This is a genomic window from Pseudomonas cucumis, assembly GCF_030687935.1.
GTDB classification, from domain to species: Bacteria; Pseudomonadota; Gammaproteobacteria; order Pseudomonadales; family Pseudomonadaceae; genus Aquipseudomonas; species Aquipseudomonas cucumis.
Map to the genome: position 1 here is coordinate 2,747,339 of NZ_CP117454.1, position 17,127 is coordinate 2,764,465.

19 protein-coding genes are annotated in these 17,127 nt (G+C 59.8%); 6 read left to right on the forward strand and 13 right to left on the reverse strand.

The window, feature by feature from the left end; all coding sequences use genetic code 11:
* Positions 1-14 precede the first annotated feature (14 nt).
* The 3 genes from PSH97_RS12625 to PSH97_RS12635 all read right to left on the reverse strand — a co-directional run bounded on the left by PSH97_RS12625 (position 15) and on the right by PSH97_RS12635 (position 2,647).
* A complete protein-coding gene (locus tag PSH97_RS12625) occupies positions 15-632 on the reverse strand; it encodes a DNA-3-methyladenine glycosylase family protein (protein WP_305449459.1) in 618 nt (205 codons plus the stop codon).
* A 74-nt stretch (positions 633-706) separates the two neighbouring features.
* Positions 707-1,519 carry an isocitrate lyase/PEP mutase family protein gene (locus PSH97_RS12630; RefSeq protein ID WP_305449460.1) on the reverse strand — a complete coding sequence of 271 codons (813 nt, stop codon included), beginning with the start codon at positions 1,517-1,519 and terminating at the stop codon, positions 707-709.
* A gap of 45 nt (positions 1,520-1,564) precedes the next feature.
* A complete protein-coding gene (locus PSH97_RS12635; RefSeq protein WP_305449461.1) occupies positions 1,565-2,647 on the reverse strand; it encodes a bifunctional transcriptional activator/DNA repair enzyme AdaA in 1,083 nt (360 codons plus the stop codon).
* Between the two features lie 127 nt (positions 2,648-2,774).
* On the opposite strand from PSH97_RS12635, the gene PSH97_RS12640 reads away from it, so the two are divergent.
* On the forward strand, positions 2,775-3,188 hold the full coding sequence (locus PSH97_RS12640) for a VOC family protein (RefSeq protein WP_305449462.1): 414 nt from the start codon (positions 2,775-2,777) through the stop codon (positions 3,186-3,188).
* Between the two features lie 3 nt (positions 3,189-3,191).
* Here PSH97_RS12640 and PSH97_RS12645 read toward each other — a convergent pair whose 3' ends face one another.
* The 6 genes from PSH97_RS12645 to PSH97_RS12670 form a co-directional block, all read right to left on the reverse strand.
* Complete coding sequence (locus PSH97_RS12645; protein WP_305449463.1) at positions 3,192-3,812, reverse strand: LysE family translocator; 621 nt, start codon at positions 3,810-3,812, stop codon at positions 3,192-3,194.
* A gap of 188 nt (positions 3,813-4,000) precedes the next feature.
* Positions 4,001-5,026 carry a sensor histidine kinase gene (locus tag PSH97_RS12650; RefSeq protein ID WP_305449464.1) on the reverse strand — a complete coding sequence of 342 codons (1,026 nt, stop codon included), beginning with the start codon at positions 5,024-5,026 and terminating at the stop codon, positions 4,001-4,003.
* Positions 5,026-6,495 (reverse strand): ATPase domain-containing protein, encoded by a 1,470-nt coding sequence (locus PSH97_RS12655; RefSeq protein ID WP_305449465.1) that lies wholly within the window; start codon positions 6,493-6,495, stop codon positions 5,026-5,028. The genes PSH97_RS12650 and PSH97_RS12655 overlap by 1 nt, the downstream gene beginning before the upstream one ends.
* Positions 6,492-6,965 (reverse strand): hypothetical protein, encoded by a 474-nt coding sequence (locus tag PSH97_RS12660; RefSeq protein ID WP_305449466.1) that lies wholly within the window; start codon positions 6,963-6,965, stop codon positions 6,492-6,494. Before PSH97_RS12660 ends, PSH97_RS12655 begins: the two co-directional genes overlap by 4 nt.
* A gap of 188 nt (positions 6,966-7,153) precedes the next feature.
* On the reverse strand, positions 7,154-7,444 hold the full coding sequence (locus PSH97_RS12665; RefSeq protein WP_305449467.1) for a hypothetical protein: 291 nt from the start codon (positions 7,442-7,444) through the stop codon (positions 7,154-7,156).
* Between the two features lie 349 nt (positions 7,445-7,793).
* Positions 7,794-8,006 carry a DUF1059 domain-containing protein gene (locus PSH97_RS12670; RefSeq protein ID WP_008074349.1) on the reverse strand — a complete coding sequence of 71 codons (213 nt, stop codon included), beginning with the start codon at positions 8,004-8,006 and terminating at the stop codon, positions 7,794-7,796.
* A 226-nt stretch (positions 8,007-8,232) separates the two neighbouring features.
* Between PSH97_RS12670 and PSH97_RS12675 the strand changes: the two genes are divergently transcribed.
* Positions 8,233-8,820, forward strand: coding sequence for a LysE family translocator (locus PSH97_RS12675; protein WP_305449468.1), 588 nt, complete (start codon positions 8,233-8,235; stop codon positions 8,818-8,820).
* A 157-nt stretch (positions 8,821-8,977) separates the two neighbouring features.
* Here the strand turns inward: PSH97_RS12675 and PSH97_RS12680 are convergent, their stop codons facing one another.
* Complete coding sequence (locus tag PSH97_RS12680) at positions 8,978-9,811, reverse strand: AraC family transcriptional regulator (RefSeq protein WP_305449469.1); 834 nt, start codon at positions 9,809-9,811, stop codon at positions 8,978-8,980.
* A 34-nt stretch (positions 9,812-9,845) separates the two neighbouring features.
* A complete protein-coding gene (locus PSH97_RS12685; protein WP_305449470.1) occupies positions 9,846-10,349 on the reverse strand; it encodes a VOC family protein in 504 nt (167 codons plus the stop codon).
* Positions 10,350-10,688: 339 nt separating this feature from the next.
* Between PSH97_RS12685 and PSH97_RS12690 the strand changes: the two genes are divergently transcribed.
* From PSH97_RS12690 to PSH97_RS12705, 4 genes are all read left to right on the forward strand, one after another.
* Positions 10,689-11,144, forward strand: coding sequence for a (2Fe-2S)-binding protein (locus tag PSH97_RS12690; RefSeq protein WP_007906916.1), 456 nt, complete (start codon positions 10,689-10,691; stop codon positions 11,142-11,144).
* Between the two features lie 24 nt (positions 11,145-11,168).
* Positions 11,169-13,337 carry a xanthine dehydrogenase family protein molybdopterin-binding subunit gene (locus tag PSH97_RS12695; RefSeq protein WP_305449471.1) on the forward strand — a complete coding sequence of 723 codons (2,169 nt, stop codon included), beginning with the start codon at positions 11,169-11,171 and terminating at the stop codon, positions 13,335-13,337.
* 1 nt (position 13,338) lies between these two features.
* Entirely contained in the window at positions 13,339-13,917 is a 579-nt protein-coding gene (locus PSH97_RS12700; protein ID WP_305449472.1) for a hypothetical protein, read from the forward strand.
* Between the two features lie 73 nt (positions 13,918-13,990).
* Positions 13,991-14,593 (forward strand): GGDEF domain-containing protein, encoded by a 603-nt coding sequence (locus tag PSH97_RS12705; RefSeq protein WP_305449473.1) that lies wholly within the window; start codon positions 13,991-13,993, stop codon positions 14,591-14,593.
* A gap of 106 nt (positions 14,594-14,699) precedes the next feature.
* On the opposite strand, the gene fabI is transcribed toward PSH97_RS12705, so the two are convergent.
* Both fabI and PSH97_RS12715 read right to left on the reverse strand, forming a co-directional pair.
* Positions 14,700-15,494 (reverse strand): enoyl-ACP reductase FabI, encoded by a 795-nt coding sequence (gene fabI, locus PSH97_RS12710; protein ID WP_007906751.1) that lies wholly within the window; start codon positions 15,492-15,494, stop codon positions 14,700-14,702.
* 21 nt (positions 15,495-15,515) lie between these two features.
* On the reverse strand, positions 15,516-17,126 hold the full coding sequence (locus tag PSH97_RS12715) for an ABC transporter ATP-binding protein (RefSeq protein WP_305449474.1): 1,611 nt from the start codon (positions 17,124-17,126) through the stop codon (positions 15,516-15,518).
* Between the last annotated feature and the right edge of the window lies 1 nt (position 17,127).

Here is a 17,127-nt window from a genome sequence, read left to right on the forward strand (position 1 = left end):
AACGATAACGCGGTCTACCGGCTGGGCACCCGCCACAAGTACCATGCCGCCACCGTCCGATAAGGGCGCCACGCCAACCCGATTTCAATCATTTGCTTGCGAGTCGGTTGGACCTCCAACCCCTTCAGCCGTCGATAACCTTCGCGCACCCCAAAGTCATCGGCCGGCAAAATGTCCGCCCGCTCCAGGCTGTAGATCAGCAGCATTTCAACCGTCCAGCGCCCGACGCCACGCAAGGTAATCAAGCGCTCGATCAACGCTTCATCGTCCATGGCCAGGGCCGTGGCGTAATCCGGAACGATGCCGTCCAGAGCCGCCTGAGCGATACCCTGAATGGTCGCGATCTTGCTGGCGGAAAACCCGCAACCGCGCAGTTGCTCGAAGTCTGTCGCCAGAATCTGCTCAGGCCTGGGGAAGGTGCTCGCCGGAAACAACGCCAGCAGCCGGCCAACAATCGCATCGCCGGCCTTTGCATGCAGTTGCTGATAGGCAATCGCTCGCACCAGCGACTCATAAGGATCGCGGGCGGCATGGGGCTGATGCAGGCAGGGGCCGACGGCGCTGATGTGGCGTTGCCAGTCGGCGTCGACGGCCGAGAGAAATTCGCTGGCCAGTTGATAGGTGTCGGGCATGGAGCATCCTGAAGCGCGGGTGACTGCGGGGAGATTAGCTGCCCCCCCGTAGCGCCGCACTCCATTGCTTGCGGTCAAACTTTGCCGGCGGGGGCCAGCAGGGCGTTCACTTGGCCATAAGTGAAGGCCTTGAGGTCGCTGCTATCGAGTTTTCCGGTTTCCAGAAAGCTTTTCGCCAACGATGCCATGGCGCCGTAAAGGAATTCGGCGATGCTCGAGCCGGCGCTCAAACGGCGCACGCCGAGGGCTTGCAGCTCTTCAGGCGAAGGCAGGCCCGCGACACCTAGTACGTTCACCGGCAGCGTCGTGCCATGGCACAACGCTTCGATCTCATAGGCCGCCGTGACGCCCGCCGCGAACAGCCCGTCGGCACCGGCGGCCTGATACAACGCGGCCCGTTTGAGTGTCTCTGCGACGCGATCTTCGGCCGGTACCAAGCCCTTGAGATACACGTCGGTGCGGGCGTTGATGAATAGCTTCACGTCCCGGCGATCGGCGACCTGGCGAGCGATTTCGATCTTGCGGGCCAGCAGTTCGGGCGACGACACGCCGTCCTCGATATTGATCCCCACGGCACCGGCGGCGATGACGGCGTCGATCACTTCCGCGACCCGACCCAGGTCATCGGAATAACCGGCCTCAATGTCCACAGTCAACGGCACCGTGATGACTCGGGCGATGGATTCGACGGTGCAAACGAGACGCTCAAGCGGCAAGGTGTTGCCATCCGGATAACCATGAACCCAAGCCACCGCCGCGCTGCTGGTGGCGACGGCCTTGCTGCCCAGCTGTTCCACCAGTCGCGCCCCGGTGGCATCGGCAACGTTGGTCAGAATCAGCAGGCCGCTCTGGTGCAATTGGTGGAATTGATTGTCGAGTGTGTCCATCGAATGTCCTTCCTTATGACTTTCTGAAAAGAAATGGCGGAGTGATCAGAATGCGAGTTGTTCAGTGATTTGCACCGCGGCGCTTTCCAGCCTGAGCAGAAACGCCTTGCGCGGTTGTCCTCCACCATAGCCGGTCAGCGAGCCGTCCGCACCGATCACCCGGTGACAGGGCAGGATAATCGCCAAGCGGTTTTGTCCGTTGGCCAGGCCCACGGCGCGACTGGCGCCGGGCTTGCCGAGTTGAGCGGCGATGGCGCCATAAGTAGTGGTCTGGCCGTAGGGGATTTTCATCAGCTCGGCCCACACCTGCCGGGCGAAAGCGCTGCCGGGCAGGTGCAGTGGCACGTTGAATTCGGTCCGTTTGCCGGCAAAGTATTGCGCCAGTTCTTCTTCGATTTGCTGCAAATGCCCGTTGTGTCCAGGTGCCACGGCGTAGCCATAACGGTTTTGCAATTCTTCGATTTCCTTGGTCAGTGCCGGTCGATCGAGAAACTCCAGCAGCACCAGCCCACGCTGTTCGGCCATGGCGATCATCGGCCCCAGCGGGGTGGTCAGCCGGGTGAACAGCAGTGGCTCGCTGTGGGCGGCGCGGCCGGGCGTGATATGGAACGACTTTTGAAACGCATCGCGAAAACCGCTCAGGGATTCGTAGCCGGAGTCGAACGCGGCGTTGTCGATGGATTCGCCTTGTTTGATGCCACCGAGGGCGATGCCCAAGCGCCGGCTGCGCAGCCAGGCGTGAAAGGTCATGCCGAAATGCTGCTTGAACCAGCGGCGCAGTTTCAGCGGCTCGATGCCTTCGGCGAGCAACTGGGCATCGCTCCAGCGCAAGTCGGGATCGGCGTCCACGGATTTGAGCAGCCGCTGCACCCAGTCCGGCGCGATGGCCGCGGCGTCCAGCGGCTTGCAACGCAGGCAAGCACGATAGCCTGCCGACATCGCCTCATCGGCATGGGCGAAGAACTCGACGTTTTCCGGCTTCGGTTTACGCGCCGTACAGCCGGGGCGGCAGAAAATGCCAGTGGTTTTGACCGCGGTAAAGAACACCCCCTCGTAGGCGGTGTCGCGTTCGAGCATGGCGCGAACCATCTCGGCGTGGGGCGGGAGCACAGCGTTTTGTAGGTTCATGGGCTGAGCATATGCCGCGTCGCCCGGCGTCTCCACCGGAAAATCGACAGTGAATTTTTGTGGCCCTGAGCTACAGTCATCGGGTCACCGGTAATGCTGTAAACGATATTTACAGGAATCCATCCCAATGCAACCGTTCACGATCAAACACATCGATCACATCGTCCTGCGCGTCAAGGATCTCGAACGAAGCACCACTTTTTACGGCGAGGTATTCGGCGCCGAACTGGTCAAGCGCCGCGACGATCTGGGCATGGTGCATTTGCGTGCAGGCACCTCGATGATCGACCTCGTCGACATCCAGGGCGAACTCGGCCGCAAGGGCGGTGCTGGCGCTGGCCACGAACGGCGCAACGTCGATCACTTCTGCCTGCGCATTGAACCGTTCGACGAGCAAGCGCTGGTCAGTCACTTGCAGTCCTTCGGCCTGACGCCCGAGAAAGCCGCCGTGCGTTTCGGTGCCGAAGGCCACGGGTTGTCGATCTATTGCTTCGATCCGGACGGCAACCAGGTCGAACTGAAAGGGCCGTCCCAAGGGTAAAGATCAGGCCCGTTTCGCCATCAACAGCATCGAAGCCGCTGCCGACAACAACCCCGCGCAGCAACGGTTGAATATCCGCTTGCCCCGTGGCTCGGCGAACCAGCGGCGCATGTGCAGGCCCATGTAGGCGTAGGCGCTGATGGCGATCCACTCCAGCAGCAGGAACAACGTGCCGAGCACCATGAATTGCGCGGCTACCGGCTGGGTCGGGTCGACGAACTGCGGCAGGAATGCGGTGAATAGCAAGATAGCTTTGGGATTGCCTGCGGCTACCAGGAACTCCTGCCGCGCCAGAGCGACAATTCCAACTGGCGCGCCGGTCACAAGCTGGTCGGCCTCGGGATTGGCACGCCACAATTGCCAAGCCAGGTACAACAGGTAGGCGGCGCCGATGATCTTGATCGCGTAGAACAGCCATTCCGAGGTTTGCAGCACCACCGACAATCCGGCGGCGGCCAAGGCGATCATTCCGGCAAACGCCAGCAAGCGACCGACGCCGGCCACGCAGGCGCGACGATAGCCATAGCGAGTGGCGTTGCTGACCGACAATAGGTTGTTCGGGCCGGGGGCCATGTTCAGGGCGAAGCAGGCCGGCAGAAATAGCGAGAGGGTAGCGAGGTCCATAACGACGTCTCCAGTAACGAGAGCCGTATTTTTATCATGAGTGACGAGGGGCTTGACCCATACAGCGGTGGATGCTAATCGCCGTACACCTTGCGTTGGCTAATGGGTGTCCCCTAAAAAAACGGCCTTGGTTAAGGCCGTTTTTGAATACGAATGGCCGTTTTCGACCAACTAACATCAAAGAGGCGTCAATGGCTCGCCAACGGTAACGTCACCACGAACTCGCTTCCCTTGCCATTACCCTCGCTTTTGCCGGTCACGCTGCCACCGTGGGCTTGAACCAACTCACGCACTACCGTCAGACCTATGCCCAGGCCTGCGCCGTTGAAGCCGACCGCGTGAGCATCCTGGACAAAGGACTCGAAGATAAACGGCAGCGCCGTGGCAGAAATACCGATGCCGTTATCGCAAATACTCATTCGCAGCAGATCGGCTTCAGTGGTCACCGAAAGCGTGACCGTACCATCTACCTGTGTATATTTGGCCGCATTGCCCAGCAGATTGCCGAGGATCTGAGTGAGCCGCACTGGGTCACCGTTCACCACCAGCGCACCTTCGGGCAACTTGGCCGTGAAATGCAAATGGTGAGCCGCCATTACCGGGCTACACACATCGATGGCCTCCTGGATGATTTGCGCCATGTCCACGATGCGGCAATTGAGGTGAAACTTGCCGGTGCTGGCCCTGGACACATCGAGCAAGTCTTCCACCAATCGAGACATGTGCTGTACCTGACCTTCGATTAACCTCTGCATACGCGGCAGTTCTTCACTGGGCACTCGCACCAGGCGCCCGGCGATCATGCTGATGGGCGTCAGCGGGTTGCGCAGCTCGTGGGCTATCTGGGCGAGGGCGTTGCGTTGTTGCGTCAACGTTTGTTCGGCGGAGGCTTGCAAATGTTGCGCGCTAAGGGCGGCGATCACCAATTGCTCGTTGGCCTCGCGCATCTCTAGAAACAGGCGTTGTTCTTCCTGCGTGCGTTTTGGCTTTGCAGCATCGGACTGCGCCAAGAGGATCGCCAAGACTAATTGCTGATTGGCTTCGATCAGTTGCTCGATCTGCTGGTTATCGGCGAGCTGGGTGTTGGCATTACTCAGCTCCTTTTTCAGTGCCGACAACACCGCGCGCGCCTCGACGGTTTTTTGGCCGAGCAAGAACAGTTCGCGAGCGGCAGTGGCCTTCGCTTGCTCGTTCTTGCCATCGGCGTCATCCATTATTTTTGCTCATCCGTTGTCTTGTTGAAACGCTGCCGGGTTGGCCGCCCACCGAGTAAACCTTCCTGTTCCGGCAACATCTCGCCGATCTGTAAACCGTTGTCGTCGATGCGGTACAGGCGCAGTTCATCGGAGTGAGTGCTGGCCCGGACCTTGACCACGGCCATGATGCGCAACAAGCGACTCTGCACTTCAATATAGCGCTGAACGATGATTGCGTCGGTGAGAAACGCCGTACCGTAAGGGCTGAAACGCAGGTCGGTGTAGCGGTCTTCCAGCTCCGAGGTCATGAGTACACTGACTCCGGCGCTGGTCAGCGAAGTGACCATGCGCGACAGTGATTCGCGGAAGTCCTCGCGGAAGGTCGGCGCCAGCGCCAGTTCGAAGCCCGACAGTGAGTCGATCACTACGCGGGTGGCTTTCAGCCGGGTGATCTCGCTCAACAGCAACTGCACGATCTCGTCGATGGACAGGTCCGGAGCTCGGCTGTCCACCAGACCGACCTGTCCGCTCTGGATCAGATCCGCGAGGGTGGTGTTTTGAGAGTGATTGGGCCGTTGTTCGAACACCGCGATCACCCCGGTTTCGCCATTGCGCGCGCCCTCGGCCAGGAAGCTCGCCGCCAGAATGCTTTTGCCCGAGCCCGACGGCCCGGCTACCAGCAAGGAATAGCCCCGAGGCAGGCCGCCGCCGAGCATCTCGTCGAGCTGAGCAACGCCCATTTTCAGGCGCTTGATGGGGAACTCCAACGGCGCTTCAGCCGGGTTGGGTGCCGCTGGCGCAAAGACCTTGATCCCCGACGTCGCGATGCGGAAGGTATGCAGCCCTGGCAGTGTCGGCTGGCCACGCATCTTCATGATTTCCATCTTGCGCACCATGGAGTTGCGCTGAACGCTCTGGCGCAGCCAGATCAGGCCATCGGCCACGGTGAAAATCGGGTTGGTATCGGTTTCGGTGAAATACTCGCCGATCAGGAAAGTCGTCGCCTGCCAGGTGGTCATCAACATGCCCAGTTGCTGAACGAACTGTGGCAGGTTGTTGTTCGGGTTGTCCTGGGTCTGACTCGCCAGCACTACAGAACGAAAGGAGTCGACGAACACCAGCGCCGGAGAGTGCGCCTCGACCTCGCTGACGATGCGCCGCAACACTTCGTCCAGATTACCGGCCAGGGTGTCATCGGCCAGGTTGACGTAGCGAATCGACTGGTTAATCGCTTCGTTGTCGAAAAAGTCGAATTGCTGCTGATAACGCAGCATCTTCAGCGGCGGCTCGCCCAGTACGGTGAAGAACAGCGCCGGACGTTCGGGCGTCGCCAGGGCAAACATCATCTGGTGCGCGAGGGTGGTTTTGCCGCAACCTGGTGGGCCTGCGATCAGGTTGAACGAAAACTCCGGCAATCCTCCGCCCAGCACCTCGTCCAGTCCTGGCACACCGGTGGCCAGACGGTTGATAGTCACTTTGGTGCTCATGGCGAATTTTCCTGCGAAGGGGTGTCGCTCAAAGAAGGTTCCCACACACCACGAAGCAAACGTGCGGTGAGCGAGGGCCCGATCAGCGTGGTCAGCAGCTCGTAGAAGGTGGTCAGCAATACTTCACCGAAAAACAACGCATCGGCTTCGCTTTGTTCCACGAGTACGGACTTGAGGGCCGTCAGATCCAGGGAGGCCTGCACACTGTCATATGTGCCGGCCAGGCGAGGATGATTGGCGGCGCACAGATGAAGGCTGCGGCGATAAAGCGCGGCAACCCCTTGCTGGCCAATGATGGGCGTGAGGGCAGTGTCCATATTCTGCAATATTGAAGTGATCGCTTGTGCAGTTGTTGCAATGTCAGCGTTGGGGCCAACGCGGTGCGTCAGAGAAGCTAGGATCTGACGGCTCTCTTCGCTTAGCGTGGACATGGCTAACTGATATCTGATGGACAGGGCTTGATAGTACACCCTTGAGTGAACCTATCGAGGTTTTATCGGCTGCGGCAGTAGATTCAACCGGTCGTGAGCGGCCTGTCCTGAGCGGTTCAGGGGGCTTTGAAGATTGAAAGAAAAACAGGGGACAGACCACGATTGCTCGGCATTTGCCTTAAATCGTCGCCTGTCCCTTCTAATGTAGGATCAACTGGAAAGACGCGCTATTGGATCTGCACAATGACCGGACCTTCCGTCACGATCGGCGGGTTCGCCTGGATATTGGAGGCATTTTTCTGAATCCAGTCGCGTGCGACTTTCAAGCTCGCATCGCTGCCGGCCTTGTCCGTGCAAACAGTCACCGACGTACCGCCATCACCCGTATTCAGCAGTGTGTAGCTTACCAGGCCAGGCACTGTCCGCAGGGTAGCTTCGACGTCGGCCTTGCGCTGTTCTAAAAGATCGAAAAGCTGCTTTGCACCAGTACCCAAGTAGGTTCTTATAACTGCATACATGGTCGTCTCCTTTGGGAGTTACCGTCTTGATGCCAATCCAGATCCGTTGATGGCCGCCATTACTAAGGTTTCAGTTCGTCCCGGTTTATTCAGCTTAGCCAAATGCCGGCGACAAGCGAAATGCAACGACCATCGGCCACTTTTGGCCGAAAGGAAAAACAGGGGGCAGACTACGATTGCCAGGCAGAGTTGGCAGAAAAGAACCCATCAAGCCAACGAGCTTTCTGAAGCGCCCAAGTGAACGTTGAGCAAGCGCTGGGCAACGAGATCTGATATCAAACAAGCGCTCCCATACACCCCAAATCCCCCATAGGAGCAGCCTGCGGCAGCTCCTACAGGGATCTCCTTATCAAGCGGGACGCGGTGCTTCAACTGGCGGGGTGCCGTCGTGAAACATTGTCTTCAGTTGAGCACGCAGTTCCGGTGAATCGGTGTGCTTGTGAACACTGACCGCATGCTGTGCAGCGGCCTCGAGCAGTTCGTTTTCAGAGTCTGCGGACAGCGCGACCGAGCATTTGGAATCGCTTGGAAACTCGCGGCAGTCGATGTATTTACGCGCCATGATCTTCTCCTCCCTACGATGAAGGCAGGCTGGGGCCTGCGTGAACGATCACTCGACGCGATACCCCCTACATCCAACACGATTGCATGCCGCTTCGAGTGTGCCGACTCTTGAAGTATAGGCCCCGACAGGCTTGCAATAACGCAGAGGGGAGTTTTCTTCAATACGGCGTTCAGGCGGCTCTTTACCGTGAAGCCTGGTTCAACTGAATTGAAGTAGGTGTGCGATGAGTCTGATTCTTTCCATGGCCGCGTTTGCGCTGGCGGCTTCCATTACCCCTGGACCGGTGAACATCGTGGCGTTGAGCTCTGGCGCGCAGTTCGGCTTTCGCGCCAGTCAGCGGCATGTGGCCGGGGCGACTTTGGGTTTCGTGCTGTTGTTGGTGTTGATGGGGCTGGGATTGCATGAGGTGTTGCAGCATTGGCCGGTGCTGACGCGGGTGGTGCAGTGGGCCGGCGTGGCGTTTCTGTTGTTCATGGCTTTCAAATTGGCCACTGATAACGGTCAGCTCGATGCCAAGGAGTCGGGACGGGCGCCGTCGATGCTCTATGGCGCGGTCATGCAATGGCTCAACCCGAAAGCCTGGCTCGCCTGCGTGGCGGGGATGGGCGCGTTTGTCGCCGATGGCGAAGCGCGGCTGGTGTGGCAGTTTGCGGCGGTGTATCTGGTGATTTGCTACTTGTCGGTGGGTTGCTGGGCATATGCCGGGACGTTCTTACGCGGCTATCTGAGCAACCCGGCGGGGATGCGCCTGTTCAATCGGGTTATGGCGTTGCTGCTGGCAGTGAGTGCGGGGTATTTGCTGTTGCCGTAGGTTTGCGATGGTGGTTCCCGGCACCACTCTTATTGCCAAAGTTTTCCCTGTGGGAGCGGGCTTGCCCGCGATGGCGTCTGGTCGGCCAACAATGATGTCGAATGGACTACCGCTATCGCGGGCAAGCCCGCTCCCACAGGGATTTGGGTCGCTAGAGTTAACCGCGATACTGCCCCGGTGTCGCCGCCAGATGTTGTTTGAACGCACGCTGAAAATGCGCCTGATCAGCAAACCCGGCCTCCAGCGCCACATCGGCGATCAGTTTGCCGCTGCGCAATCGATCCTGGGCGAACTGGATGCGTCGGTTGACCAGGAACGCATGGGGCGTCATGCCGTAATGCTGCTTGAACGCGCGGATCAGGTAGGACGGCGACAGTTGGGCCGCCTCGCAAATGTCTTCGAGCTTGAGCGGGTGCGTGCAGTTGTCGCGGATGTAGTCGGCGGCGCGTTCCAGCTTGAAATTGGGTTCGCGCAACGGTTGATCGATGGGGTTGAGCCGCTGTTGCACCTCGGTGAAAAACTCCACCGACGCGCTGTGCTTGTACAGCACGTCTTGCTGCTGATCGACCAATATCTCGTACAAACTCTTCAGGCCGGTAAACAGCTCGAGGTCACGATTGTGGGTGGTGGAGAACCGACGAAACGCCGAGTCCTGGCTGAAGCCGAGCTGATGCTGCAAATCGGTCAGCCAGGGCGTCTCGACGTACAGCATCAGGTACGACCACGGCTGGTCGTCGATCGGATTGCAGGCATGCACATCGCCGGGGTTCATCAGCACCACGGTGCCGGCGCTGACCTGAAACTCCGATTGCTCGTGGATATAGGTGCTGTGCCCGGCGGTGATCGCCCCAATAGAAAAATGCGCGTGGGAATGCCGGCTGTAGCAGACCTCGCGACCGTCGGCGATGGAGCGGGCTTCGATGAAGGGCAGGGCGTCGTCGCGCCAGAAGCGTGGGGCTTTGTCTGCATCTTTGGCGACGCTGTGCTTCATCTCGGTGTCCTCGGCGGTTTAGCTTTGGAGTGTATTAGCTCTCGCCGTCAAAGGCTCGTTGCAGCGTGGCGATGTCGAGTTTTTTCATTTGCAGCATCGCTGCCATGGCGCGCTGGGACTTGGCTGTGTCGGGGTCTTTCATCATGTCCATCAGAACCACCGGCACGACCTGCCACGACACGCCGAATTTATCCTTGAGCCAGCCGCATTGCTGGGCTTCAACGGGACCGTCCGCAGACAGGCGCCCCCAGAAGTGGTCGACTTCTTCCTGAGTGTGGCAATTGACCTGGAATGAGATCGCCTCATTGAACTTGAACACCGGGCCACCGTTAAGGCCCGTGAAGCTCTGCCCATCGAGCTCGAAACTGACGGTCATCACCGAACCTTCCGGGCGGCCATGGATTTCCTGACCGGCCTTGCCGTAATGGGTGATGCCGGCGATTTTTGAATGATCGAAGATTGCGCAGTAAAACTTCGCGGCTTCCTCGGCCTGATCGTCGAACCACAGGCAAGGCGTGAGTTTTTGAACGCGGTGCATGGCGGTGCTCCTCTGCGGGTTAATCACTCTGGATTATCAGCGTAGTCAGCCTGTGGTGGTCCGGTTGTGCCATAGATCGACAAGTCGTGAGAATTGGCAGTGACCGGTGGTCGATGAACATGGCTTGTGGGTCAAATTGCGCTTAGCTGTAGGGAGGCGCGCGTAACCCGCCGAGCTTGTAGGAGCGAAGCTTGCTCGCGAAGGCGTCATTGCTGTCACACCGCGTTATCGTTCTTCGCGGGCAAAGTCGGATCGCCGCACCGCTCGCTCCTGCACAAAAATGATGGCGCCGCGGCAGAGGCGCCCCTTCAGAACACCGTGAGTCTGAGGAAACCCGCAATGCTGACCCTTAATATCAATGGCAAGGACCAGGAACTGGATGTCCCGGCGGACATGCCGTTACTCTGGGTTCTGCGCGATGTCGCGCACCTGACGGGCACCAAATTCGGTTGCGGCATGGCCCAGTGTGGCGCCTGCACCGTACACGTCGACGGCGCGCCGCTGCGCTCCTGCATCACACCCGCCACGGCGGTGGCTCACGGGCAGAAGATTCTCACCATCGAAGGCTTGTCCGCCGATGGCTCGCACCCGGTCCAGCAAGCCTGGGCCGAACTCGACGTGGTGCAGTGCGGTTATTGCCAGTCGGGGCAGATCATGTCGGCGGCCGCGTTGCTGGCGAAGATCCCCAAGCCCACCGACAGTGACATCGACCAGGCGCTGTCCGGCAACATCTGCCGCTGCGGCACCTACCCAAGAATCCGCGCCGCGGTCAAACGCGCCGCCGAGATCGGTTGATACCACGTCGAAGGGAGCTGACCCATGAACAGAATCAACCCTGTCTCGCGTCGCGATTTTCTCAAGGGCAGTGCAGTGTTGGGCGGTGGTCTGGTGGTGGCGTTTGTCATTCCGGGTGCCAATCGCTTTGCCTTGGGCGCCGAGAATCAAGGAAACGTCTTCGCCCCCAATGCCTTTTTACGCATTGGCAATGACAACAGCATCACCGTGCTGCTCGGCCATTCGGAAATGGGCCAGGGCATCTGGACCGGCCTGACCATGTTGATCGCCGAAGAGCTGGACGCCGACTGGTCGAAAATCCGCGTCGAACATGGGCCGGCTTCGGCGGCCGATTATGGCCTGCCGGGGTTTGGCGGGATGCAGATTACCGGCGGTTCGACGTCGACCTGGATGGAGTTCGACCGCTATCGCCAGGCCGGGGCGGCGGCGCGCTTGATGCTGATTGAGGCGGCGGCCAAGCGATTCGATGTGGCGCCTTCGCAGATCCGCACCGAATCGGGCGTGGTCATCGCCGGCGACAAACGCGCCACTTACGGCGAACTCGCGGATGACGCCGGCAAGCTGCCGGTGCCTGATCCGGCCTCGATCAAGTTCAAGGAAGCCAAGGACTGGAAGGTCATCGGCAAACCCACCAAGCGCCTCGACACCCCGGAGAAAATCAACGGACAGGCGAAGTTCGGCATGGACGTGCAATTCGATGGGCTGATGACGGCGATGGTCGCTCGCCCGCCGGTGTTCGGTGGCAGCGTCAAATCCTTCGAAGGCGCCGAGGCACTGGCGGTGCCGGGCGTGCACAAAGTGGTGCAGGTGCCCACGGGTGTCGCGGTGATTGCCGATCATTATTGGGCGGCGAAGCTGGGGCGCGATGCGCTGAAGGTCGAATGGGACCTGGGGCCGAACGCCGGGCTCGACAGTCAACAGTTGTTGGAAAGCTTTCGTAAGCTCGCCGCCACCCCCGGCACTTCCGCCAGTCAGGCTGGAGATACGGCAGCGACGCTGGGCAAAGCAGCGAAGACGATTGAGGCCGAATACAGCGTGCCGTACCTGGCTCACGCGCCGATGGAACCGCTCAATTGCACGGTGAAAATCTCCAAGGATAAATGCGAAATCTGGACCGGCACGCAGTTTCAGACGCTGGATCAGATGATCGCGGGGAAGATCACCGGGCTCAAACCCGAACAGGTCGAGATCCACACCCAATTCCTCGGCGGCGGCTTCGGGCGTCGGGCCAATCCGACCTCGGATTTTGTCAGCGAAGCCGTGTACGTCGCCAAGGCAGCGGGCGGGCCGGTGAAAACTGTTTGGGCCCGAGAGGATGACATTCGCGGCGGTTACTACCGTTCGGCATTCCTGCATCAGGCACGCATTGGGCTGAGTGCCGACGGAATGCCAATGGCCTGGAAGCATGTACTGGTCGGGCAGTCGATCCTGACGGGCACCTCGTTCGCGGCGACCATGGTCAAGGACGGCGTCGACAAAACCTCCGTCGAAGGCGTGGCAGACAGCCCTTATCTTGAGGGGCTGGCCAATCATCAGGTCGAACTGCATTCACCGCAAACCGGCATTAGCGTGCTGTGGCTGCGTTCGGTGGGGCACACCCACACGGCATTTGTCATGGAATCGTTGATCGATGAGCTGGCCGACGCGGCGGGCAAGGATCCGGTGGAATATCGACGCGCCTTGCTCAAGGCGCATCCACGGCATTTGGGCGTGCTGAATCTGGCGGTGGAGAAAGCCAACTGGAAAGCACCCTTGCCGGACGGCCACGCATTGGGCGTGGCGGTGCATGAGTCCTTCGGCAGTTATGTCGCCCAGGTGGCCGAGGTGTCGCAGGATAACTTGGCGATTCGCGTGCACCGGGTGGTCTGTGCGGTGGATTGCGGCATTGCGGTCAACCCGCAGGGGATCGCCGCGCAGATGGAATCGGGCATCACCTTCGGTCTCGGATTTACCTTGCACAGCAAACTGACGTTCAAGAACGGTCAGGTGGAACAGTCCAATTATCACGACTATCAGGTTCTGCGCCTGAACGAGATGCCGGTGGTCGAGGTGCATATCGTCCCCAGCAGCGACAAACCCGGCGGCATCGGCGAGGTCGGTGTGCCGCCCGTGGCGCCGGCAGTGGCGAACGCGGTGTTTGCCCTGACCGGGCAGCGTCTGCGGGAACTGCCGTTGCAACTGTCGGGGGTGTGAGATGAGACGACATGTGTTTCTTGGCGCGGTGATGCTGATTGGCCTGAGTGGCTATGCCTCGGATCTGTTCGCTGACGATAAAGAGGCAGTGAAGGCGTTCGACACGGTGCAGAAGGTGTTCCAGAGCCCGCGTTGTCAGAACTGTCATATCCCCGGCGATTCGCCATTGCAGTTCGACGCGGGTATTCCTCACGCAATGAATGTGGTTCGCGGCCTGGACGGCAAAGGCGCGGCTGGTTTGCCTTGCGCTACCTGTCATGCCGAAAGCAATCCGCCGGCCAGTTATGGCCCCAACGCGCCACCCGGAGCACCGCATTGGAGCCTGCCGCCGGCTACGCACAAAATGGCCTGGATAGGCCTGCCGGCCGACAAGTTGTGCGCGATGATCAAGGACCGATCCAGCAATGGCGATCGTGATTTTGCGGCGTTGATCAAACATGTCAGCGAGGACAAACTGGTGCTTTGGGGCTGGCGTCCGGGTGAGGGGCGGGCGCCGGTGCCGGTGCCCCACGATATTTTCGTCACCCAGTTCAAACTCTGGGCCGACGCTGGAGGGCCGTGTCCGTTGGCAGGAAGCTGACCAGCGGCGCTTTTATAGGGAGTCATACCGGGTATGAGCGACTCTAACGTTCATATCCATCAAGGAGTGAGTGATGCTAACCCCAGGTAAACCGGTCAAACCCGGCGCTGGCGCAGATTTGCGCACGCCGAACGTCCTCGACAGCGCAGATCGCGATGTACTGCGCGACATGGCGCGCAAGGCTGAGCAAGAGCTGATGGGCGTGCAGATGGCGAGCATGGATGAGTTGACGCTGCTCTCCAATCGTCACGGCTTCCAGGCTTTGGCTCAGTTAGGGCTGGAGGCCTGCCTGCAGTTGGGCAAACCCGCGACCCTGCTTTTTTTCGACCTTGATGACTTCAAGCGCATCAACCAGCTGTACGGTCGCGCCGAGGGCGACGATGCCCTGAAAACCTTTGCCGACGTACTGCGCATCGCCTTTCGTGAAAGCGATGTGATCGGCCGGCTGGGCAGCGATGAGTTTGCCGCCTTGTTGACAGGCGCCAGCGCGGTGGAGGTTGGCGCGGTCAGAGCGCGACTTGAAGAAATACTCGATGAACGCAATGCCACCGTGCATCGTGGCTATGACATTCGCTTCAGCATCGGGCAGATCGAGTTTGATCCTCGGCGACATCAGACAGCGGAAGGCTTGTTGGCCTTGGTCGATGAGGCGATGCGCGACGCCCGTCATTGTTGAATGACAAAATCTGTGTCCGGCGCGGACTACTGTGGGAGCGGGCTGCAAGATTGCAGGCATAAAAAACCCGCCTGAAGAGGCGGGTTTCTTCATGGCTAACCGAAGATCACTCTTCGATGTTGCCCATGGCGGTGGTGTTGAAGCCGCCGTCTACGTACATGATTTCGCCGCTGATGCCGGACGCCAGGTCCGAGCACAGGAAGGCGCCGGCATTGCCGACTTCGTCGATGGTGACGTTACGACGCAGCGGGGTTTGCGCTTCGTTGGCGGCCAGCATCTTACGGAAGTTCTTGATGCCGGAAGCGGCGAGGGTGCGGATCGGACCAGCCGATACGCAGTTCACGCGGGTGCCGTCCGGGCCCAGGGAGCCTGCCAGGTAACGTACGCCAGCTTCCAGCGAAGCCTTGGCCATGCCCATCACGTTGTAGTTCGGCATGGTGCGCTCGGCGCCCAGGTACGACAGGGTCAGCAGGCTGCCATTGCGGCCTTTCATCATTTCGCGGCCAGCCTTGGCCAGGGCCACGAAGCTGTAGGCGCTGATGTCGTGAGCAATGCGGAAACCTTCACGGGTGGTGGCTTCGGTGAAGTCGCCGTCCAGTTGGTCGCCCGGGGCGAAGCCGACGGAGTGCACGATGCAGTCCAGGCCGTCCCACTTCTTGCTCAGTGCTTCGAAGACTTTGGCGATTTCTTCATCGCTGGCCACGTCGCACGGGAAGCACAGCTCAGGGCTCGAACCCCAGCCTTGTGCGAATTCTTCGACACGACCCTTGAGTTTGTCGTTCTGATAAGTGAAGGCAAGCTCAGCGCCCTCGCGATGCATGGCGGCAGCGATGCCGGATGCGATGGACAGCTTGCTGGCGACACCGACGATCAGTACGCGCTTACCGGCGAGAAAACCCATGTGTTGCTCCTCTTTTCAGGTTTATTGCGCAGTGGCTGGTGCCAGAAAAGCGGCTTCCAGCAACTGCTGTGTATACGGATGTTTGGGAGCGGCAAAGATACTTTGCGCGTCTCCCTGTTCGACCACTTGGCCATGCTTGACCACCATCAGCTGGTGGCTAAGCGCTTTGACGACAGCCAGGTCATGGCTGATAAACAGATACGTCAGGTTGTACTTGGTTTGCAGTGAACGTAGCAGCTCCACCACTTGGCGTTGCACGGTGCGGTCGAGGGCCGAAGTCGGCTCGTCCAGCAGAATCAACGCCGGTTTTAGCACTAATGCCCGGGCAATGGCGATTCTCTGCCGTTGCCCACCGGAAAATTCGTGGGGGTAGCGGTGCCGGGTTTCCGGATCCAGACCCACCTCCTTGAGTGCCGCAATAATCGCTTGTTCCTGTTCTGCCTCAGTGCCCATTTTGTGGATCCGCAGGCCTTCGCCGACGATCTGGCTCACGCACATCCGTGGGCTCAGGCTGCCGAACGGGTCCTGGAACACCACCTGCATTTCCCGCCGCAGCGGTCGAATCTGTTGCTGCGTCAGGCAGTCTAGCTGCTTGCCTTCAAAACGGATGGCACCTTTGCTACCGATCAGCCGCAAAATCGCCAGGCCGAGCGTCGACTTGCCGGAACCGCTTTCTCCCACAATCCCCAGGGTCTGGCCCTGGGGCAGGCTGAAATTGATCCCGTCGACCGCTTTGATATGGTCCACGGTCTTTTTCAGAAAGCCTTTCTTGATCGGGAACCAGACTTTCAGGTCCTCGACCTGCAGCAACGGCGGGCCAATCACGTTGGTCGCCGGTTTGCCGCTGGGCTCCGCTGCCAGTAGTTCCCGCGTGTACGGATGCTGCGGCGCGCGGAACAATTCTTCGCACGATGCCTGTTCGACGATGCAACCGCGCTGCATGACACATACGCGATGCGCAATTCTTCGCACAAGGTTCAAATCGTGACTGATCAGTAACAACGCCATGCCCAGACGGGCCTGCAATTCCTTGAGCAATTCGAGGATTTTCAGTTGAACGGTCACGTCCAGCGCCGTGGTCGGTTCGTCGGCGATCAACAATTCCGGCTCGTTGGCCAGGGCCATCGCGATCATCACCCGCTGACGCTGGCCGCCGGACAATTCGTGGGGCAGGGCCTTGAGACGCTTCTCAGGCTCAGGGATACCGACCATCTCCAGCAGTTCCAGCGTGCGTTTGGTCGCGACTTTGCCGGTCAGGCCTTTGTGGATGCCCAGGATTTCGTTGATCTGTTTTTCGATCGAATGCAGCGGATTGAGCGAGGTCATCGGCTCCTGGAAAATCATCGCGATCCGGTTGCCGCGGATGTGCCGGATGGTTTTCTCTTTCAGGTCCAACAGATTCCGGTCGGAATAAGTGATGGTTCCGGACGGGTGTCGGGCCAGCGGGTAGGGCAGCAGTCGCAGGATCGAGTGGGCGGTCACCGATTTGCCGGAGCCGCTTTCACCCACCAGCGCCAGGGTTTCGCCGCGCTTGATGTCGAAGCTGACGCCCTCGACCACCCGCTGCACGCGTTCACCGACGACAAATTCGACGGCCAGGTCGCGCACTTCGATCAGATTGTCCTGATTCATT